This window comes from Paenibacillus sp. FSL H7-0940, assembly GCF_037979415.1.
Taxonomy (GTDB): Bacteria; Bacillota; Bacilli; order Paenibacillales; family Paenibacillaceae; genus Paenibacillus; species Paenibacillus amylolyticus.
In genome coordinates, this window is the sequence record NZ_CP150280.1 from 784931 (window position 1) to 805637 (window position 20707).

The following is a 20707-nucleotide window of genomic DNA, read 5'->3' on the forward strand; positions in this document are numbered from 1 at the left end:
GAGAAACTACTGAAGTGGAGAGGAGTGCATCATATGATCATTGACATCGTAGGAGCGGGAGCACTTGGTCTTTTGTATGGCGGGAAACTGCTGGCGTCAGGTAACAAGGTCAGATTTTGGACGAGAACAGCAGCTCAGGCAGACCTCCTCAGCCATAATGGAGTAATCATTGTGGAACAAGACGAGGAAATACATATTCTACCGGATCAATTACAGGCGAAACCAATAAGTAAGCTGACTGACACATGGAAGAAAAAACCAGGAGAATGGTTATTGCTCATGGTTAAGCAGACAAGCATTGATGATTTCATTCATGAGATTAGTCCATTACAAGATCATGTGCTGAATGTCGCTTGTTTTCAGAATGGGATGGGCCATCTTACAAAACTTCAAGCAGCTTTGCCAAAGTCGCTTCTGTGTAGTGCGGTTACAACAGAAGGTGCGAAGCGAACACAAAGTCAGGTGACTCGTGCAGGTACAGGTGAAACTAGGCTGGGGAGGTACAACATACATATAGGAGCTTCTACCTCTATAGAGGAGCAGAGAACATTTACTCTGTCGGGATCGTTGCAGCAGGCAGGATTTGACTGTACAGTGTCGAATGAAATCGATAAGCTGATATACAGGAAACTATTGATTAATTCAGTCATTAACCCGCTCACGGCACTATGGCGAATCCCTAATGGAGAATTGATCGTCAAGGAAGAACGAAAGAGGCTAATGCGCCAGTTATATGATGAAGTATTGTTAATCTACTCTGCAAGTGGAATATGTTTGGATCAGGATATGTGGGATCAACTGATATCGGTTTGTCGTTCTACTGCCACGAATACTTCCTCCATGCTTGCAGATGTTCTCGCTGGACGTGGTACAGAAGTGAGGTCAATTAACGGTCATATTGTAAAGATGGCACAGAAGTTGGACCTTTTTGCACCTACACATGAAATACTGCTTCATCTGATTGAAGGAATGCAACCGGAAGGAGTGAATTAATGGGACTTTTTATTGTGTTGAGCATATTGCCCTTTTTTCCGTTCTTTCTTGTCTATTGGGGCATGTACGTATGGAAAAAAGACAAACGTAAAGCATTGCGAATGGCAATGGATGTAACCACTTTTTTTCTTGTATTTTCAGTTTCAGCGTTATTCAACTTAACATTTGATTCGAATTTTGGTTTTTATCTGACATTAATACTCATACTAGTAGCACTTGGATTCATCGGGGGTGCGCAAAATCGACTAAAAGGGAAGGTCGATAGGGGTAGAATGTTCCGGGCCGTATGGCGCATGTCTTTCGTTATCATGAGTTTCGGGTATGTTTTGTTTACTTTATTTGGATTATTTAGATACTTCATGCAACTGATGTAAGGTTACATAACGCAAAAGAGGCAAAAAATGTGTCGATTTTGTCGAAAACTGAAAAAAACATTACTTTCTGAAAAAGTAATGTAGATTTTTTTGACCGGTGGTTGTATAATCTATAAACATATAAACCATATCAATTTAGGGGGAACGTGTTAGATGAAAAGGAAAAGTCTATTAGTCCTTTTGACGCTGATTTTGGCGTTCGGTACCGTACTTGCAGCGTGCGGATCGAAAAACGAAGGCACAGGTAACACCGATACTGGTTCTGCAAACGAAGGAAATGGTCTTGCTAAAGATCAAATTCTGAAAATCAACCTGTCAGCTGAACCTCCTACGTTGGACCCGGCTCAAGCAAAAGACAGCCAAACCAACACAGTTCTGAAATTCTTGTACGAAGGTCTTGTACGCATTGATGCTGATGGTAAAGAACAAGCAGGCGTAGCTAAAGACTGGAAAATTTCCGAAGATGGTTTGAAATATGTTTTCAACCTGAACCCGGAAGCTAAATGGAGCAACGGTGATGCAATCACTGCCGAAGACTTTGTTCGTTCTTGGGAACGTGCTTTGAAACCGGAAACAGCTTCTCCATATGCATACCAATTGTACTACATTAAAGGTGCTGAAGGTTACAACCTCAGCAAAGATGAAACATACAAAGGTACTAAAGTCACAGATTTCTCACAAGTAGGCGTTAAAGCTACTGATGAGCACACATTGGAAGTAACGTTGGAAAACCCAACACCTTACTTCTTGGGTCTGACAGCATTCTACACGTACTACCCAGTACATGCATCTGCTGACACCAATGACAAATTCTTCACAGACTACAAAAACATGATCGTTAACGGACCATTTGTAATGGATCAATACTCTAAAGGTCAAAAAATTGTTGTGAAGAAAAACGATGGTTACCATGCAGCTGCCGATATTAAATTGGCTCAAATCGATATGTCTCTGACAAACAGCAGTGCTTCCGAACTGCAAGCTTACAAATCAGGACAATTGGACTACACTGGTGCACCTAACGGTGAAATTCCATCCGACCAAATTCCTTCTGTAAAAGCGGAATTGCCGGACGAGTTCAAAGCTACTGGTATTGCAAGTACGTACTACTATCAGTTCAACGTAAACGAAGCACCATTTAACAACGTTAAAATCCGTAAAGCATTTGCAATGGCAATTCAGCGTCAGCTGATTGTTGACAAAGTTACACAAGGTGGACAAATTCCAGCATTCGGCTTTGTACCTCCAGGTATCCGTGGTGAAAACGGCGAATTCCGTGATGAGCACAAAGACGATTACTTCACAGAAAATGTTGAAGAAGCTAAAGCATTGCTTGCTGAAGGTATGAAAGAAGAAGGTTACACAACATTGCCAGCTGTTACGTTGATCTACAACACTAGTGATGGTCACGCGAAAATCGCTTTGGCGGTTGCTGACATGTGGAAACAAAATCTTGGTGTTGATGTGAAAACAGAAAACCAAGAGTGGGGCGTATTCCTTGAGAACCGTCAAAACCAAAACTTCCAAGTAGCTCGTGCAGGTTGGTCTGCTGACTACAACGATCCATACAACTTCTTGGAAATGTGGACTACTGGAAACACAAACAATGATTCCAAATTCAGCAACGAACAGTATGACAAAGATGTTAAAGAAACTGTAAAATCTGCTGATCCAGCTGCACGTATGGCTGCATTTGCTGACGCTGAGAAAATCCTGATTCAAGATGAAATGGGCGTTATGCCAATCTATTATTACACTAACGTATCTTTGACTAAGCCTTACCTGAAAGGTGTACAACTTGATTTCAGTGGAGCTATTGACTACACTCGTGCATATCTGGAAGAGAAATAAGTTGTTCTGAAGTCTAATATGAATACTTCGGGATATATATGTGGAATTCCATATATATCCCGATTTTTTGTATGTGCACCGATTTTCCTTATAATTCTTGAAATTTCCGATAAATGGATTGGACTTTATTTCTGTCTAATTCTACAATCGATTTGTATACAAAATATTGTTTGTGGAGGTGTGCAAGGGTTGGTTAAGTATGTGTTGAAAAAACTATTATTTATGCTGCTATCGCTTTTCATACTCGCATCTGCAACCTTCTTCCTGATGAAGGCTATTCCGGGTGACCCTTTTACATCTGAGAAAAAAGTATCGCCTGAAATTCGGGTCTTGCTGGAACAGAAGTATGGATTGGACAAACCGATGTATGAACAATACCTGAAGTATATGGGTGGAATCATTAAGGGAGATTTCGGAGTCTCAATGAAATATCTCAATCGAGATGTAGCCGGAATGATCGGCGAAACATTCACCGCTTCGCTGAAGCTTGGAGTGTTTGCAATTGTTATCTCCATTATCGTGGGTGTTCTGCTGGGCCTTATTGCTGCAGTTTACCATCGTAAACTCATTGATGATATCACGATGATCCTGGCTGTCATAGGGATAGCTGTTCCGAGCTTCTTGCTTGCGTCACTATTGCAGTATCTCTTTGCTACTAAATTAGGCTGGTTTAACGTTATGGGCTTTGATGGTCCATTGGATTATGTTCTTCCGGTTGCAGCGCTATCTGCATCTCCGATTGCTTTTATCGCTCGTTTGACGCGTTCGAGCATGCTTGAAGTTTTACATGCAGATTATATCAAAACAGCTAAAGCCAAAGGTTTGAAATGGCCTGCAATCATGTTTAAACACGTTGTAAGAAACGGTATTCTACCAGTAGTAACTTATGTTGGTCCAATGACAGCGAATATCATCACAGGTTCCGTTGTAATTGAACAGATCTTTAACATCGGGGGAATTGGTAAAGTATTCGTAGAGAGTATCACAAACCGTGATTACACTATGATCATGGGGATTACGATTTTCTATGGTATCCTCCTGATGTTGGCTCGTTTCTTTACGGATATCGCTTACGTGCTGATTGATCCTAGAATTAAGCTGGAAAGCCGGAAGGGGGCATAACGTTGTCTGGCACGAATAATAAAAAGAATGAAACGGCGAACACGAACCTGACTAGTCAGGCAGCGGTTAAACCGCAAGAAAGTGTATCCCTTTTTAAAGATGCCATGTACAGACTTGCAACCAATAAGGCTGCAATGATCAGTCTGAGCGTGTTGGTTCTTGTCGTGATTTTCTCTTTGATTGGTCCAACTTCTTTGTTTACAAGTTATAATTATTATTCCAATGATTTGTTGAATGCCAATGCAGCACCGAGTGCGGAGCACTGGTTCGGTACGGACGAGCTTGGTCGCGACGTGTGGGTAAGAACTTGGGTAGGAGCACGTGTATCCCTTACTGTAGGTTTGGCCGCAGCCTTGATTGACCTTGTTATCGGGGTTATTTATGGAGCGATCATGGGTTTCTATGGTGGACGTGTAGATGGAATTATGAACAAGTTTTCCGAAATCCTCTACTCCTTGCCGTACATGCTTGTTGTAATTTTGTTGCTGGTTGTACTGGAACCAAGTCTGACAACGATTATCATTGCCCTCACCATCACAGGCTGGATCAGCATGTCATGGATTGTGCGTGGTGAAATTATGCAACTCAAAAACAGAGACTTTATTCTTGCTGCAAGGTCCATGGGAGCAAGCACAGGGCGTCAATTGTTCCGTCATTTGTTGCCCAATGCAATAGGACCGATTCTTGTAACATTGACGTTGTCCATTCCAAATGCAATCTTTGCTGAAGCGTTCCTGAGCTTCCTTGGATTGGGTGTATCAGCACCAAGATCTTCACTTGGTTCTATGATCAATGATGCACTTACAGGCTGGACGCTATTCCCGTGGCGGATGTGGTTCCCAGCAGGTCTGATGGTTCTTACAATGCTTGCATTTAACTTGCTCGGAGACGGTCTGCGTGACGCACTCGATCCGAAATTACGTAAATAGAAACAGGAGGTGGGATTATGGAGCCGATTTTAACTGTCAAAGACCTGAGTGTGTCGTTCTCAACACGTTCTGGTGAATTTGATGCCGTTAAACATGTGAGTTTTGAACTTGGCAAAGGAGAGACGCTGGGGATCGTAGGTGAATCGGGTAGTGGTAAGAGTGTTACCGCCCAAACCATCATGAAATTGATTCCCTCCCCGCCTTCGAAGGTCAAAAGCGGAGAAATTACTTTTCACGGGCAAGACCTGCTGAATAAGACAGACAAACAAATGGAAGCGATTCGTGGTAAAGATATCGGTATGATCTTCCAAGATCCAATGACTTCATTGAATCCTACCATTAAAATTGGTAAACAAATTACTGAAGTATTGCGCAAGCATCAAAACATGTCCAAACAAGCGGCGAATAAAGCGGCTTTGGAGATGCTGGAACTTGTAGGTATTAAAAATGCGGCTATTCGCATGAATCATTATCCTCACCAATTCTCTGGTGGTATGCGTCAGCGTGCCATGATTGCGATCGCGCTTGCATGTCGTCCATCCCTTCTGATTGCGGATGAGCCGACAACTGCACTTGACGTTACAATTCAGGCTCAAATTCTGGATGTCATGAAAGACATGCAGCAAAAGCTGGGAACATCGATCATGCTGATTACGCATGACCTTGGTGTCGTAGCGGGTATGTGTGACCGTGTTGTTGTTATGAAGGAAGGCGAAGTTGTTGAAACAGGAACAACTGCAGAAATCTTTAGTAACCCTCAACATCCATACACCATTAAATTGCTGAATGCCTTGCCACGTCTGGACGAGCCCAAAAAGGAAAAACCAGCTCCGGCTGGTATTATCAAAGGCAGCAATAAGCCTCTGGTACAAGTGAAAAACTTGAAACAGTACTTTAATTTGGGTAAAGGTAACATTCTCAAAGCGGTCAATGACGTAAGCTTTGATATCTTTGAAGGTGAAACACTTGGCGTTGTAGGCGAGTCTGGCTGTGGTAAATCCACAACAGGTCGTACCATTCTGCGTCTTTATGAGCCAACTGGCGGAAATGTTAACTTCAACGGAACGGATATCTACAAGTTGTCCCCGCGCAAAATGAAAGAAATGCGTAAAGATATGCAGATGATCTTCCAAGATCCATATGCATCTCTTAACCCGCGTTTCAATGTTATGGATATTATCGGGGAGTCACTCGATATTCATGGTCTGGCTTCCAGCTCTAAAGAGCGCAAGAGACGAGTGGAGGAACTGCTTGATCTGGTAGGTTTGAATCCAAGTCATGCACTTCGTTATCCACATGAATTCTCCGGTGGTCAAAGACAACGGATCGGGATTGCGCGTGCGCTTGCTGTAGACCCTAAATTCATCATCTGTGATGAGCCATTGTCTGCACTGGATGTATCCATTCAGGCGCAGGTCGTTAAATTGCTTGAAGAACTTCAGCAACGTCTCGGCTTGACATACCTGTTTATTGCGCATGACTTGTCAATGGTTAAACATATCAGTGACCGTGTAGCTGTAATGTACATGGGTAAAGTGGTTGAGCTCGCAGAAAGTGAAGAACTATATGCGAACCCTGTCCACCCTTACACCAAAACATTGCTTTCCGCGATCCCTGTACCTGATCCGGAAGTGGAAGCGAACAAACGTCGCATCTTGCTGCCAGAAGAGCATATGAGCCCGATTCAGAACGGATCTGGCGGTCCTGCAAATGATCCGTACAACTTGGAAAATTCTCAATTGATTGAGGTTTCCAAAGGTCACTGGGTTGCAGAACCTTACGTATAATAGGAATATTAAAGCGATATGCTATTATTGATGTATTAAATGCCGCCGACTCGTTCGGCGGTTTTTTTCGTATTTTAATTACTTTCTTTTGACGAAGCGGCCCTGAATTCGGTACAATCAAGAAAGGCTCTTTGAAGCAGAATAGGAGGCAGACCTCATGAACGGTATTACCGAGGCACTCCGCAGCGGATCAAGACTTGCAGAAGATTATATCTGTTCAAGAGATGCTGCGCGTGGCCTTTACGAGTATGACATTCGCTGGGAATCAGGACTTCAGGCGCGTGCCGAGTGGCTGGACCAATCGGAAAACACACGTATTGATCGTCGTGATCTGGCAGAGTATTTACGTATATATAATAAGCGGGTGAACGACCATGGAGAGGTTCATGCGTCCATCACACGTCTTGCAGAACAAGATGCACTAGTGGTTACAGGAGGACAGCAGAGCGGTCTGCTCACCGGACCACTGTTCGTCATATACAAAGCCGCCAGCGTAGTGGCAGCTGCGCGTGAAGCGGAAGAAAGACTTCAACGCCCGGTAGTCCCAGTATTTTGGATTGCCGGTGAAGACCATGACTGGGATGAGGTTAACCACACATATCTACCTGATCGTCAGGGAGACATGAACAAGGTTAAGTTACAAGGACGATTCGCAGGAAGGGATTCTGTGAGTAATGTTCATGTGGATACGCAGCAGTGGATGAATGTACTCGAACAGGTGGAACATCTTTTACCTGATACGATACATAAACCAGGACTGATGAAATGCATCACAGAAATCCATCAATCCAGTTCAAATCTGAGTGATGCATTTGCCCGCATGATATCTGCTTTGTTTGCCAGCAGTGGACTTGTTCTAATGGATGCATCGGATCCAGATTTACGCAGGTTGGAACAGCCCGTGTTTGAGCGGTTGATACGAAAAAATGAAGTGCTGCGCAGCGCATACACTCAAGGTGCTTCGCTGGTACAACAAGCTGGTTATGCTATGCCTGCCGAAGTGGCGGAGGATGGAGCTAATCTGTTCTACATTCATGAAGGTACGCGTCTGCTCTTGTTGTTGAAGGACGGTTTATATAGTGATCGCAAAGGTTTGGTTTCTTTCTCAGAGGAACGTTTGCTTCAGGAACTGGGAGAACATCCGGAGCGCTTCAGTAACAACGTATTGACACGACCATTAATGCAAGATTCCGTGTTGCCTGTAGCCGCTGTTATTTTGGGGCAAGGTGAAATTGCATATTGGGGTTTGACTCGGGAAGCATTCCGTCAGTTCGGCCTGCAAATGCCCATTTTGTTGCCGCGGTTGTCTTTCACCATTATGGAAGATATTCATCACAAACATATGAAACAATATGGACTTTCTTTTCAGGATGTTCAATATCATATGGAAGAAAAGAAGGAGCAATGGCTCGCACAGCAGGAGACGTTCCAGGTAGATGAACAGTTTGACAAGGTTCAGGAAGCGTTTCTTGATCTGTATGGACCGTTGCTAGATGAGATCGCGGAGATTCATCCGGGGCTGGAACGAATTGGCGACACCAATTTGAGTAAAATCAACGAGCAAATGCAGTATCTGAAACAACAGACTCACAAAGCTATCGAAGATAAACACAATGTGAGTCTAAGGCACTGGAACGGCATTCAGAACTCCTTATTCCCAACGGGCAAACCACAGGAACGAGTACATAATGCACTCTTTTACCTGAATCGTTATGGCACCGAGTGGATCGATGAACTGATTAAGGCCTCAAGCGAATTCCGTGGAGAGCACAAGGTTATTGCACTGTAGAGCCCTTTATAATAGAAGAAACACATAAACGAGGAGGACGTGAAATGACTACACCTGCATTGCAAAACAGTATTGTTAAAGATATGGGACTCGCTTCAGAGGGTCACCTGAAAATTGATTGGGTAGAAGCGCATATGCCGGTACTGAACCGCATTCGTCGCCAGTTCGAACAGGATCTGCCCTTCAAAGGTTTGAAGGTTGCCATTTGTCTTCATCTGGAAGCGAAAACAGCTTACTTGGCAAAAGTGATCCAAGCTGGTGGTGCAGAAGTAACAATTACGCATAGCAATCCATTGTCTACACAAGATGATGTTTGCGCAGCACTGGTGGAAGACGGGGTTACGGTGTATGCGAAGTACAATCCGGAGCCTGCGGAATTCAAATCACTGCAACTGCGTGCGCTTGAGGTGAAGCCTGATCTCATTATTGATGATGGTGGAGACTTTGCAACCATTATTGCATCCGAGCGCCCTGACCTCGCAACAACCATTCGCGGAGGAGCAGAAGAAACGACAACGGGTATTATCCGTTTGAAAGCATTGGCGAAAGAAGGCCAATTGAAGTTTCCGATGGTTGCGGTTAATGACGCATACTGCAAGTATCTGTTTGACAATCGCTACGGTACTGGACAATCTGCATTCGACGGGATTATTCGTACAACTAACTTGGTTATCGCTGGTAAAAACGTAGTGGTAGCAGGTTATGGCTGGTGTGGTAAAGGTGTAGCGATGCGCGCCAAAGGTCTTGGTGCAAATGTGATCGTAACCGAGATCGATCCAATCAAAGCGGTAGAAGCACACATGGACGGGTTCCGGGTCATGACGATGGTGGAAGCCGCCAAATTGGGCGATTTCTTTATTGCAGTTACAGGCAATAAGGATGTTATCACAGGGGAGCATTACGATGTGATGAAGGATGGAGCGATCCTGAGTAATGCGGGTCACTTTGATGTTGAAGTGAATAAACCTGAACTGGCTAAACGTTCCGAATCGATTCGCACAGTTCGTCGCAACATTGAGGAATATCGTTTCAAAGATGGTCGTAAAATGTACCTTCTTGCTGAAGGTCGTCTTGTGAACCTGGGTGCAGCAGATGGTCACCCTGCCGAAATCATGGATACAACGTTTGCTCTGCAGGCGCTTGGTCTGCGTTATGTAAGTGAGAATTATGAAAACTTGGGTAAAAACGTTGTTAATGTACCTTATGATATTGACCAGCAGGTTGCCAGCTATAAACTTGAAAGCCTGAATATTGGCATCGACTCCTTGTCAGCTGAGCAAGAGAAATATCTGGATAGCTGGAAATTTTAAGCACTATCCAATAATTACAAGCTGATGAAATGATTCAATAGGTATAGAATGGTTTATTGATGATATGGCTCATGTGCGGGTAGACATACGATTGCCCGTTTAAGGGAAGCGTCCTTGATCCTGAGTTACAGGATCAAGGACGTTTTTTTATGCTGAAAAATTAAAAAATCAAGTCATGCAAGAAGGGTTTTGATTTTTTTGTGCGAATCTATTATGCTTAGGTGGTGGAAAGTGGGGCAAAGTGGGAGAAACGGGTGAGGAGTGAGTGGGCCAATGTTTATGGGGGAGTTCCAACATAGCATTGATGATAAGGGTCGGGTTATCATTCCGGCTAAATTCCGCGAATCTCTGGGACCGTCTTTCGTTGTCACACGGGGTTTGGACCAGTGTCTTTTCGTGTACCCCATGGAGGAGTGGGGGGTCATGGAACAGAAGCTCAAAGCACTGCCATTGATGAAATCTGATGCACGTGCGTTTACCCGGTTTTTTTTCTCGGGTGCAACCGAATGTGAACTGGACAAACAGGGCAGGGTAAATCTGCCGGGCAATTTAAGAGAGTATGCCAAGCTGGACAAGGATTGTGTTGTTCTTGGCGTGTCGAACCGGGTGGAGATTTGGAGCAAAGGCATATGGGAGAGTTATTTCAATCAATCCGAAGAAGCATTCAACGACATTGCCGAAAAGCTGGTCGATTTTAATTTTGATTTATAAAGTCAGGAGGGGTGCAGGTTGTTTCACCACATAACCGTACTCAAAGAAGAGGCAACAGAGGGATTAAACATCAAGCAGGACGGTATATACGTGGACTGCACTTTAGGCGGTGGCGGACATAGCTCCGTGATTGCTTCCAAGCTCGGTCCAGGGGGACGTCTGATCGCACTTGATCAGGATGATTGGGCTTTGGATAATGCTCGCGAGAAGCTCGCAGCTTATGGAGAACGTGTAACATTGGTGAAAACCAATTTTCGGGATCTGGAACAGGTACTCAAGGATCTGGATGTACCAATGAAGGATGGTGTACCACAGGTCGACGGTATTTTGTACGACTTGGGTGTGTCATCCCCGCAATTTGATGAAGGAGAACGTGGATTCAGCTACAATCACGATGCTCCGCTCGATATGCGAATGGACCAGGATGCAATGCTGACGGCCAAAGAGATTGTGAATGAGTGGCCAGAAGAAGAGATTGCTCGAATTTTGTATCGCTATGGTGAAGAGAAGTTTTCGAGAAGAATTGCCCGTGTTATCGTGGGAAAACGAGCGCAATCTACCATTGAGACGACAGGTGAACTCGTGGAACTGATCAAGGAAGGCATCCCGGCGGCAGCTCGCCGTACAGGTGGACATCCTGCCAAACGCAGCTTCCAGGCATTACGCATTGCCGTCAACGATGAGTTGGGTGCGTTTGAAGAAGGCTTACATCAGGCTGTTCGTTGTCTGGCACCAGGAGGACGTGTATCTGTTATTACCTTCCACTCCCTTGAGGATCGGATATGTAAACAGATTTTCAGCAGTTATCTGGAAAAATGTACATGTCCACCCGATTTTCCTTTGTGTGTATGCGGCGGCAAGGGGACCCTGCGTTTAGTTAACAGAAAACCGTTGATTCCAACGGAAACGGAATTGACCGAAAATTCACGTGCTCGTTCAGCCAAGCTGCGCGTAGCCGAGAAATTGTAGATCAAGAGTGGAGGAGAGAATCGGAGTATGGCATATACACGTGGTAATCTCGCTGTAAAAGAAAAAGCGTCCCAGGAACGTGTGACCCAGCAACGATACAAAGAAACCACCAAAGTGGTGACCCGTCGTACGGGTCTTCCGGCACGCGAGAAGATTTTGTATCTGATTACCCTGGTTGCAGTTATCCTTGTTGGAGGAGCCTTGATGTCTCGTTATGCTCATATCTATGATCTGAACAAGCAGGCGCAGTCCACTATTTCGGATATTAAGGGGTATGAAAAGACGATTGCAGACCTGCAGGTGGAAAAAGAAACATTGAACAACCAGGTCATCGAAAATGCAAAACAACTTGGTTACGTTGAAGCTTCTGGTAAGGATGTCATTTATGTACCTCGCTCAACAAGTACGAAATCAACTGGCACTGAGTCGTCCTCGAATACAGCAAGCAGTAAGTAAAGAGGTGTTCCGATGATAAAAAGAATAAAGATGCGCACGTTGCTTATAGGGGGATGTATTACCCTCTTTTTTCTTGTACTCGTAACCCGAATCTTTTTCATTCAGGTTGTGAATGGCGGTGTATGGCAGGAACGGGCAGCCGGTTTGGTAGAGCGGGAACAGACGATTAAGGCTGCACGTGGAACAATTACGGATAGAAACGGTAATATTTTGGCTACCGATGCCCCTGCATACACGGTTTCGGTCAATCCCCTCTTGATCGATGAACTCGGCATACAGGATGTCGTCACGGAGAAACTCTCTACCCTTCTAGGGAAAAATGAGAGTGAGATGCGTGCTCTGGTAACAGCCAAAAATAAAGATGGAATTTTCTATCAGCAACGTGAAGTACGCAGTGAAGGTTATAAAATAAGTCCTGAACTTGCGGCACAAGTCAACGAATTGCGTGAAGAACTGCAAGATGAATATAAGGCGCGTAATGCAATTGTGATGGCACAGGAGTCGAAGCGTTTTTACCCTGAAGAAACACTTGCTTCTCACCTCTTGGGGTATATGAGCCGTGATGGGAAAGCTGTCAATGGACTTGAAGTCTCATATGATGAAGCGCTGACAGGCACAGATGGATATCTGAATTATCAGAAGGATGCCAAAGGCATTAAACTTCCGGATTCACAGGATAACTATTTGCCACCTCAGAACGGTAAGAACCTTACGCTGACCATCGATGATACGATCCAGTTCTACATTGAGGATGCAATGAAAGAAGCCGTTGCCAAGTATAATCCACTTAGCATGACGGTCATTGCTGCGGACCCAAACACGATGGAGATTCTAGGGATGGCGAACTGGCCAACCTTTAACCCGAATACGTATGGGAGTACACCTGATCAAAAGAATTTTATCAACCATGCTACCCAATCCATCTATGAGCCAGGTAGTACATTCAAAATAGTTACTCTAGCAGGGGCTGTTGAAGAAAAACTCTTCGATCCCAATGCAAGTTTTGAATCCAAACGCATGTATATCGGTGGTTTCCCGATTAGTGATAATGGTCATTCCTATGGTTGGATCTCGTATCTCGAAGGTGTCAAACGGTCAAGTAACATTGCTTTTGTTAACTTGGGTTACAACATGCTTGGCGGTGAACGTCTGCGTCATTACATAGACGAATTCGGTTTCGGCAAAAAGACGGGTATTGATCTGCCAAATGAGGCAGCGTCCCCGATCAAGCCACTGGTTTACAAATCCGAGATTGCTACGGCAGCCTATGGGCATGGTCTTGTACAGGTAACACCAATTCAACAGGTCGCAGCCATCTCTGCGATTGCCAACGGCGGCAAATTGTTGGAGCCACATCTGGTGAAGGAGATCAAGAACCCGAATGATGGAACAACGGAAGTCATCAAACCTAAAGTTGTCCGTCAGGTGATTTCCAAGGAATCTTCCAAACTGGTGAGCGGTTATCTGGAACAAGTGGTTGCAGATCAGACGATTGGTACCGGTCGTAACGCCTATATTGAAGGTTACCGTGTAGCTGGTAAGACAGGTACAGCAAGAAAGGTTGTTAACGGAGCATACAGCAAGTCAAAAGACGTTGTATCGTTTATTGGATTCGCGCCCGTGAATAATCCGAAGATTGCTATACTTGTTGTCATTGACCAACCGGATGGAACCAACATTGGGGGAGGAACCGCAGCTGCGCCGGTGTTCAAAAAGATTGTCAGCCAGACTCTTCAATACATGGGAATACCCAAAGATACAGCCAAAACTCCTGACAAAAAGTCAAAAGAAGTCTCTGTCGTGCAAGCCAAGGCGCCTGACTTGAGTGGCAAGACAGCCAAACAGGCCAGAAGCCAGCTTCTAAGCGCAGGTATTGCTTATGTGACTCTTGGTCAAGGTGATAATGTAATTCGGCAGTATCCGGTTGCTGGCGCCTCTATGAATCCAGGCCAACGAATCTATCTGCTAACGGAAGAAAGCAGCAAGATGAAGATTCCCGATCTAACAGGTGAATCTCTCCGGGATGCCCTTGAAGTACTTTCTCTCATGAAAGTGGGGGTTACGGTCAAGGGCGAGGGTTATGTCGTGAAGCAAACCGAGCAGGTTGCAGGTGAACAGAGAACTGTACAGCTGAACTTGCAAACTGCCAAAGCTGCAGTGACAGGTATAGCCGATGAAGCTCCAATCTCTTCTGATCCGTCATCAGAAGCTGAAGTGAAGGAACAAGAGGCTTCGGGCGGAGAAGCTAAAACCGACGAAACAGACGAAACAGATAACAACAAGGCTCCTACCAATGAATCCGAATCCTCTGACGATCCAGCAACAAACGGAGCTACACTTCCTTAGGGAGCTCTGACAGCTTGTTCTAACCCCCGGTTGTCCTGAATATTCATGAATGGAACGAATGTCATGATTTTGGGACGAGTGGGGGGATCTTTTCGTGAAGGGATCAAGCGTAAATCTGCGACGCAGGTTGCTATGGAGTTTAATGATTTTAGTTTTGTTATTTTCGGCCCTGATGATCAGGCTTGCTTATGTACAGCTCGGGGAAGGCCCTGAATTGTCAGCAAAAGCAGAAGAATCCTGGCGGCGTAATATTCCTTACTCAGCCAAGCGAGGGGAGATCCTGGATCGAAATGGAACCTCTCTGGCCTATAATGTGACAACACCAACCATTATGGCCATTCCGGCTCAGGTTAAAGAAGCTGAAACGACGGCTAAAGCGCTGGCCCCATTGCTTGGGATGACGGAAGAAAAAGTGCTCGCAACCATCAAGAAACGAGAACTCATTGTACGACTACAACCCGGCGGCCGCAAAATTACGATGGAGAAAGCTCAGCGCATCCGTGATTTGAAGCTTCCGGGTATCGTTGTTGCTGAAGACAATAAACGTTTTTATCCTTATGATGATTTGGCTGCCCATATTCTTGGTTTTACGGGCATTGATAATCAGGGCTTAACGGGTGTCGAGAAGAAATATGATGATAAGCTGAATGGTTTGAATGGCAGTGTGTCCTACTTGTCCGATGCGGCCGGAAGGCTAATGCCGGGCTCATCCGAGAAGTATGTGGAACCGAAGGACGGCCTTAACCTCAAGCTGACCATTGATAAATCCATTCAGTCCATCATGGAGAGAGAACTGGATCAGGCCATGGTGAAGTTCCAGGCGAACTCAGCATTGGCCATAGCGATGAATCCGAAAACGGGTGAAATTTTGGGGATGTCCAGCAGACCGGGATACGAACCTGCCGATTATCAGCAATATCCCGCGGAGATATACAATCGCAATTTACCGATCTGGATGACGTACGAACCGGGTTCTACGTTCAAGATTATTACCTTGGCAGCAGCGCTTGAAGAGAAAAAGGTCAATCTGCAACAGGATCAATTTTTTGATCCCGGATATGTTGAGGTGGGTGGAGCTCGTCTGCGTTGCTGGAAAAAGGGCGGCCACGGAAGTCAGACCTTTTTGCAAGTGGTGGAGAACTCATGCAACCCGGGATTTGTGGCTTTGGGGCAGAGGCTGGGCAAAGAATCGCTCTTCTCCTATATTAAAGACTTTGGCTTCGGTACCAAAACGGGAATTGACCTCAGTGGAGAAGCCAGTGGAATTCTATTCAAACTGTCGAGAGTAGGACCTGTCGAACTTGCAACAACTGCTTTTGGTCAAGGTGTATCGGTTACGCCTATTCAGCAAGTAGCAGCTGTGTCAGCGGCCATCAATGGGGGTAAACTTTACAAGCCATATGTTACGAAAGCGTGGGTCCATCCGGTAACGGGAGAAGTCATGGAAGAGGCCAAGCCGGAACTGGTTCGTCAGGTGATCTCGGAGAATACATCCAAACAAGTACGTGAAGCACTCGAGAGTGTTGTCGCAAAAGGTACCGGGCGTCCGGCATTCATTGATGGATACCGGGTCGGTGGCAAAACAGGTACAGCCCAGAAGGTTATCAACGGACGTTATTCCTCGACTGAGCATATCGTATCCTTTATCGGATTTGCACCGGCAGATGATCCACAGATTGTGGTCTATACCGCAGTTGATAATCCCAAAGGAATTCAGTTCGGAGGTGTGGTTGCCGCCCCGATTGTACAGAACATCCTTGAAGATGCTTTGCACTATATGAATGTACCTGTTCGGAAGGATCAGGTCGCCAAAGAATACAAGTATGGTGAAACCAAAATCGTGACAGTCCCAGACCTGACAGGAGCTACTGTTGAAGATCTGTACGAAGACCTGAACATGAATTTTATGCTGGCGAAGTCTGGCAGTGGTAAATACGTGATTAATCAGGCACCCAAACCTGGGGCGAGGGTAGATCAGGGATCAACCATCCGCATTTATATGGGGAATGTACTGAACGATGCACATGATCACACAAAGGATGAATAACTGGGCTTAGGGGTAGTTTGAGGCTTCTAGCGCAACAAAATTCATCCAAGTGCGTTTCATTATTGGGTTGTATTGACGATATTAATAAATACAGACATATGTTAAAACAGAAGTATAATTGGAAAAGTGAGGTTATTCATGTGCTTTTAAAACAATTTGCATCGATGCTGACCACCGCCCGCCTCGTGGGCGAATCAAATACAGAATGCCAAAACCTTCAGACAGATTCCCGGCAGGTAAAACCGGGTGATCTGTTTATCTGTCTTCCGGGACATACAGTAGATGGTCATGATTATGCAGAAAAAGCTGTAAATGCCGGTGCAGTTGCATTGGTGGTTGAACGGCAGCTGGATCTGCCTGTACCACAATTGCTGGTGAAGGACAGCCGATTTGCGATGGCTGTTCTGGCAGATTTCTTTTTTGACTCGCCAAGCCAGAAAATGAATATGATTGGTGTAACGGGAACGAACGGAAAAACAACGACCACCTATTTGATTGAAAAAATCATGAGTGATTACGGACGCAAGACGGGATTGATCGGTACTATTCAAATGCGGTATGACGGTCGCACTTACCCGATGTCAGGAACGACACCAGAGGCGCTTGATCTGCAGCGTAGTCTGCATGATATGGTTCAGAAGGGTACGGACTGCTGTGTTATGGAAGTTTCTTCTCACGCATTGGAACAAGGGCGAGTAAAGGGAACAAATTTTCGTACTGCGGTATTCACTAACCTGACGCAAGATCATTTGGACTACCACCATTCCATGGAGGAATATCGAGGGGCTAAAGGATTATTCTTTGCACGTCTGGGTAACGGTTATACGGAAGATATCTCACAGCGTAAATTCGCTGTTATCAATGCAGATGACCCGGCAGCGGAATATTTCATCTCTGTGACTGCGGCTGAAGTGATTACATATGGCATGGGTGAAAAGGCGGATGTACGCGCATCCCAAATCTCAATCACGTCTCAGGGAACTTCTTTCCACGTGGATACATTTGCAGGCAGCACAGATATTCGCTTGCGCATGGTAGGCAAATTCAATGTATACAATGCAATGGCAGCAATCTCTGCAGCGCTGGTGGAAGGAATTCCGCTGGAAGAGATCAAGCGCAGTCTGGAGACGGTTCCGGGCGTGGATGGACGTGTTGAAGGAGTGGACGAAGGACAGCCATTTGCTGTTATTGTCGATTATGCCCATACACCGGATGGACTGGAGAATGTGTTGCGTACGGTGAAAGAATTTGCCGAAGGGCGTGTAATCTGCGTGTTTGGCTGTGGTGGTGACAGGGACCGTACAAAACGCCCTCTCATGGGGAAAATTGCTGCGAATTATAGTGATTTTGTACTGGTTACTTCCGATAATCCTCGGACAGAAGATCCGGATCTGATTCTCAAAGACATTGAACAGGGCCTGATTGAAGAATCCGTTCCTGCTGAACGTTATACGATGATTGTGGATCGACGCCAGGCGATTCATGAAGCTATTGAAATGGCAAGCCCAGCCGATGTAGTATTGATTGCGGGCAAGGGTCACGAGACCTATCAGATTATCGGCACAACCAAAACCGATTTTGATGACCGAATCATAGCCAAAGAAGCGATAAGGGGCAAATCCAATTGATAAAAAGAACAGTGGCACAATTGGCCGAGATGTGTGGAGGAACATTAAGTGACGTTGCTGCTCATGGCAATGTAATGGTCGAAGGAGTGTTTACCGATTCGCGTAAACCTCTGGAAGGCAGTTTATTTATCCCGCTAGTGGGTGAAAGGTTTGACGGACACGAATTTGTGCAAGCCTGTCTAGAGAAGGGGGCTTCAGGCGCGATCTGGCAAAAGGATCATGGTATTCCGCCACAAGGAGCTGTCATTGTTGTTGACGACACACTTGTCGCGCTGCAAGCACTCGCATCTGCTTATCTAACGGAGAATAAAGCGGCTGTAGTTGGCATTACAGGCAGCAACGGCAAGACAACAACAAAGGACATCGTTGATGCGATTCTCTCAACGACGTTCAAAGTGCATAAGACGCAAGGCAACTTCAATAATCACATTGGTTTACCGCTGACTGTACTAAGCATGGACCCGGATACCGAGATTATCATTTTGGAGATGGGTATGAGTGGTCGCGGGGAAATTAACGATTTGTCCGTTATTGCGCAGCCTGATGTAGCGGTCATTACCAATATTGGTGAATCACATCTGCTTCAGCTGGGGTCCAGACTGGAGATTGCCAGAGCCAAAGCCGAGATTGTAGCGGGATTGAAGCCTGGCGGGTTACTGATCTACAACGGAGACGAGCCTTTAATTGCACAAGTCCTTGAAGAGCCCGCAACGAAACAACCCGATGGATTGCAGCGGTTTACATTTGGTTTGCAAACCGATAATGATGACTATCCTACCGGACTTATGAATGCGCAGAACGGGGTAGTTTTCACCACCAAACAGTCTGGAGAACATGCATTTACGCTACCTCTGCTAGGAACGCATAATGTCGTTAACTGTCTGGCTGCTTTGGCAGTAGCCCGTCATTTCAAAGTGACGACGGAGCAGATTGCCGCGGGATTGTCTCGTTTGAAACTGACAGGCATGCGTATTGAGGTTACTCAAGGCGTTAGTGGTCTAACCCTGCTGAATGATGCATACAATGCAAGTCCAACCTCCATGAAGGCCGCAATCGATGTACTAGAAGGTCTGAAAGGATACCGCATGAAAGTGGCTGTGCTTGGTGATATGCTTGAACTCGGTCCCCAAGAGCAGGATCTGCATTACGGAATCGGAGAGTATATCACATCGGCCAAAATGGACATGGTGCTGGTATTTGGTCCGCTATCAGCCAAGATTGCTGAAGGAGCAAGCAAGCATATGCCTACAGAGGCTGTGCATGCTTTTATAGATAAAGAAGAAATGACCCGTTATCTACTGGATAAACTACATCCCAGAGACGTTGTCTTGTTCAAAGCTTCAAGAGGCATGAAGCTGGAGGACGTGGTCGAAGCACTACAAATAGCACCATTACAGAATCGAGTAGACTAGAGGGGTGAACCCATGGATTTTCAGGTATTACTGTTAACAATCGGCGTTTCATTTATTCTGGCGGTGATTGCCGCACCGCTCCTGATTCCGCTGTTACGTCGAATGAAATTCGGACAGCAAGTTAGGGAAGATGGGCCTCAGAGCCATTTGAAAAAAAGCGGAACACCTACAATGGGTGGAGTCGTCATTTTAGTTGCGTTCACATTGGCCTTTTTGAAATTTTCGGCAGTCAAGAATACAGACTTTTATGTCTTGCTTGTGGCTACGCTGGGATTCGGGCTGATTGGCTTCCTGGATGATTACATCAAAATTGTGTTCAAACGTTCGCTGGGACTGACGGCCAGACAAAAAATGCTGGGCCAATTGTTCTTCAGTGCAGTGATGTGTTTCTTGCTGATCCAGAATGGACACAGCACAGCCATCTCTATTCCGGGTACGTCATTCTCGTTTGACTGGACTGGATGGTTCTATTATCCGTTTGTTGTATTCATGATGCTTGCCATTACCAATGCGGTTAACTTCACCGACGGTTTGGATGGTTTGCTGTCAGGGGTAAGTGCGATTGCCTTTGGCGCGTTTGCCATTGTGGCGATGCAAGCCACGTCGATGCCGGCAGCAGTGTGTGCAGCAGCGATGATCGGGGCCGTACTCGGTTTTCTGGTATATAACGCACATCCGGCCAAAGTGTTTATGGGAGACACCGGTTCTCTGGGGATTGGCGGTGCGATTGGTGCGGTAGCGATTGTAACCAAGACAGAGCTTCTATTTGTCATCATTGGCGGTATTTTTGTTATCGAGATCCTGTCTGTAATTATTCAAGTGGTATCATTCAAGACTCGTGGCAAGCGTGTATTCAAAATGAGCCCCATTCACCATCACTTTGAATTAAGTGGTTGGTCAGAATGGCGGGTTGTTATTACCTTTTGGGCGGTAGGCGCAATTTTGGCCGCTCTTGGACTTTATCTCAACAAGGGGTTGTAGAT

The 20707-nt window shown here is 45.5% G+C and carries 16 protein-coding genes; all 16 read left to right on the forward strand.

Annotation, left to right across the window (positions count from 1 at the left end; translation table 11 throughout):
- Positions 1-33 precede the first annotated feature (33 nt).
- The 16 genes from MHB71_RS03285 to mraY all read left to right on the forward strand — a co-directional run bounded on the left by MHB71_RS03285 (position 34) and on the right by mraY (position 20705).
- Positions 34-993, forward strand: a complete 960-nt coding sequence (locus MHB71_RS03285; protein ID WP_340028835.1) for a 2-dehydropantoate 2-reductase — start codon at positions 34-36, stop codon at positions 991-993.
- The gene (locus MHB71_RS03290; RefSeq protein WP_036674826.1) at positions 993-1367 is read left to right on the forward strand and encodes a DUF3397 domain-containing protein; all 375 of its coding nucleotides are present in this window, start codon (positions 993-995) and stop codon (positions 1365-1367) included. Before MHB71_RS03285 ends, MHB71_RS03290 begins: the two co-directional genes overlap by 1 nt.
- A gap of 153 nt (positions 1368-1520) precedes the next feature.
- Entirely contained in the window at positions 1521-3218 is a 1698-nt protein-coding gene (locus tag MHB71_RS03295) for a peptide ABC transporter substrate-binding protein (RefSeq protein ID WP_076328093.1), read from the forward strand.
- A 189-nt stretch (positions 3219-3407) separates the two neighbouring features.
- Positions 3408-4340, forward strand: coding sequence for an ABC transporter permease (locus MHB71_RS03300; protein WP_036614893.1), 933 nt, complete (start codon positions 3408-3410; stop codon positions 4338-4340).
- Positions 4341-4342: 2 nt separating this feature from the next.
- Complete coding sequence (locus tag MHB71_RS03305) at positions 4343-5269, forward strand: ABC transporter permease (protein ID WP_017687287.1); 927 nt, start codon at positions 4343-4345, stop codon at positions 5267-5269.
- A 17-nt stretch (positions 5270-5286) separates the two neighbouring features.
- Positions 5287-7056, forward strand: a complete 1770-nt coding sequence (locus tag MHB71_RS03310) for an ABC transporter ATP-binding protein (RefSeq protein WP_036614890.1) — start codon at positions 5287-5289, stop codon at positions 7054-7056.
- Positions 7057-7213: 157 nt separating this feature from the next.
- Complete coding sequence (bshC, locus tag MHB71_RS03315; protein WP_340028836.1) at positions 7214-8845, forward strand: bacillithiol biosynthesis cysteine-adding enzyme BshC; 1632 nt, start codon at positions 7214-7216, stop codon at positions 8843-8845.
- A gap of 44 nt (positions 8846-8889) precedes the next feature.
- Complete coding sequence (locus tag MHB71_RS03320) at positions 8890-10155, forward strand: adenosylhomocysteinase (protein WP_036674829.1); 1266 nt, start codon at positions 8890-8892, stop codon at positions 10153-10155.
- 273 nt (positions 10156-10428) lie between these two features.
- On the forward strand, positions 10429-10866 hold the full coding sequence (mraZ, locus tag MHB71_RS03325; RefSeq protein ID WP_017687291.1) for a division/cell wall cluster transcriptional repressor MraZ: 438 nt from the start codon (positions 10429-10431) through the stop codon (positions 10864-10866).
- 18 nt (positions 10867-10884) lie between these two features.
- A complete protein-coding gene (gene rsmH / locus MHB71_RS03330; RefSeq protein ID WP_036674830.1) occupies positions 10885-11835 on the forward strand; it encodes a 16S rRNA (cytosine(1402)-N(4))-methyltransferase RsmH in 951 nt (316 codons plus the stop codon).
- Positions 11836-11862: 27 nt separating this feature from the next.
- A complete protein-coding gene (locus tag MHB71_RS03335; RefSeq protein ID WP_036674831.1) occupies positions 11863-12291 on the forward strand; it encodes a hypothetical protein in 429 nt (142 codons plus the stop codon).
- Between the two features lie 12 nt (positions 12292-12303).
- Positions 12304-14637 (forward strand): penicillin-binding transpeptidase domain-containing protein, encoded by a 2334-nt coding sequence (locus MHB71_RS03340; RefSeq protein ID WP_340028837.1) that lies wholly within the window; start codon positions 12304-12306, stop codon positions 14635-14637.
- 94 nt (positions 14638-14731) lie between these two features.
- Positions 14732-16684, forward strand: coding sequence for a stage V sporulation protein D (locus MHB71_RS03345; protein ID WP_036614879.1), 1953 nt, complete (start codon positions 14732-14734; stop codon positions 16682-16684).
- A gap of 140 nt (positions 16685-16824) precedes the next feature.
- Positions 16825-18312: a UDP-N-acetylmuramoyl-L-alanyl-D-glutamate--2,6-diaminopimelate ligase gene (locus tag MHB71_RS03350; protein WP_340028838.1), complete on the forward strand. Its 1488-nt coding sequence runs from the start codon at positions 16825-16827 to the stop codon at positions 18310-18312.
- Positions 18312-19724 (forward strand): UDP-N-acetylmuramoyl-tripeptide--D-alanyl-D-alanine ligase, encoded by a 1413-nt coding sequence (gene murF, locus MHB71_RS03355; protein WP_340030124.1) that lies wholly within the window; start codon positions 18312-18314, stop codon positions 19722-19724. Before MHB71_RS03350 ends, murF begins: the two co-directional genes overlap by 1 nt.
- 12 nt (positions 19725-19736) lie before the next feature.
- Entirely contained in the window at positions 19737-20705 is a 969-nt protein-coding gene (mraY, locus tag MHB71_RS03360) for a phospho-N-acetylmuramoyl-pentapeptide-transferase (protein WP_047843751.1), read from the forward strand.
- Positions 20706-20707: the final 2 nt, after the last annotated feature.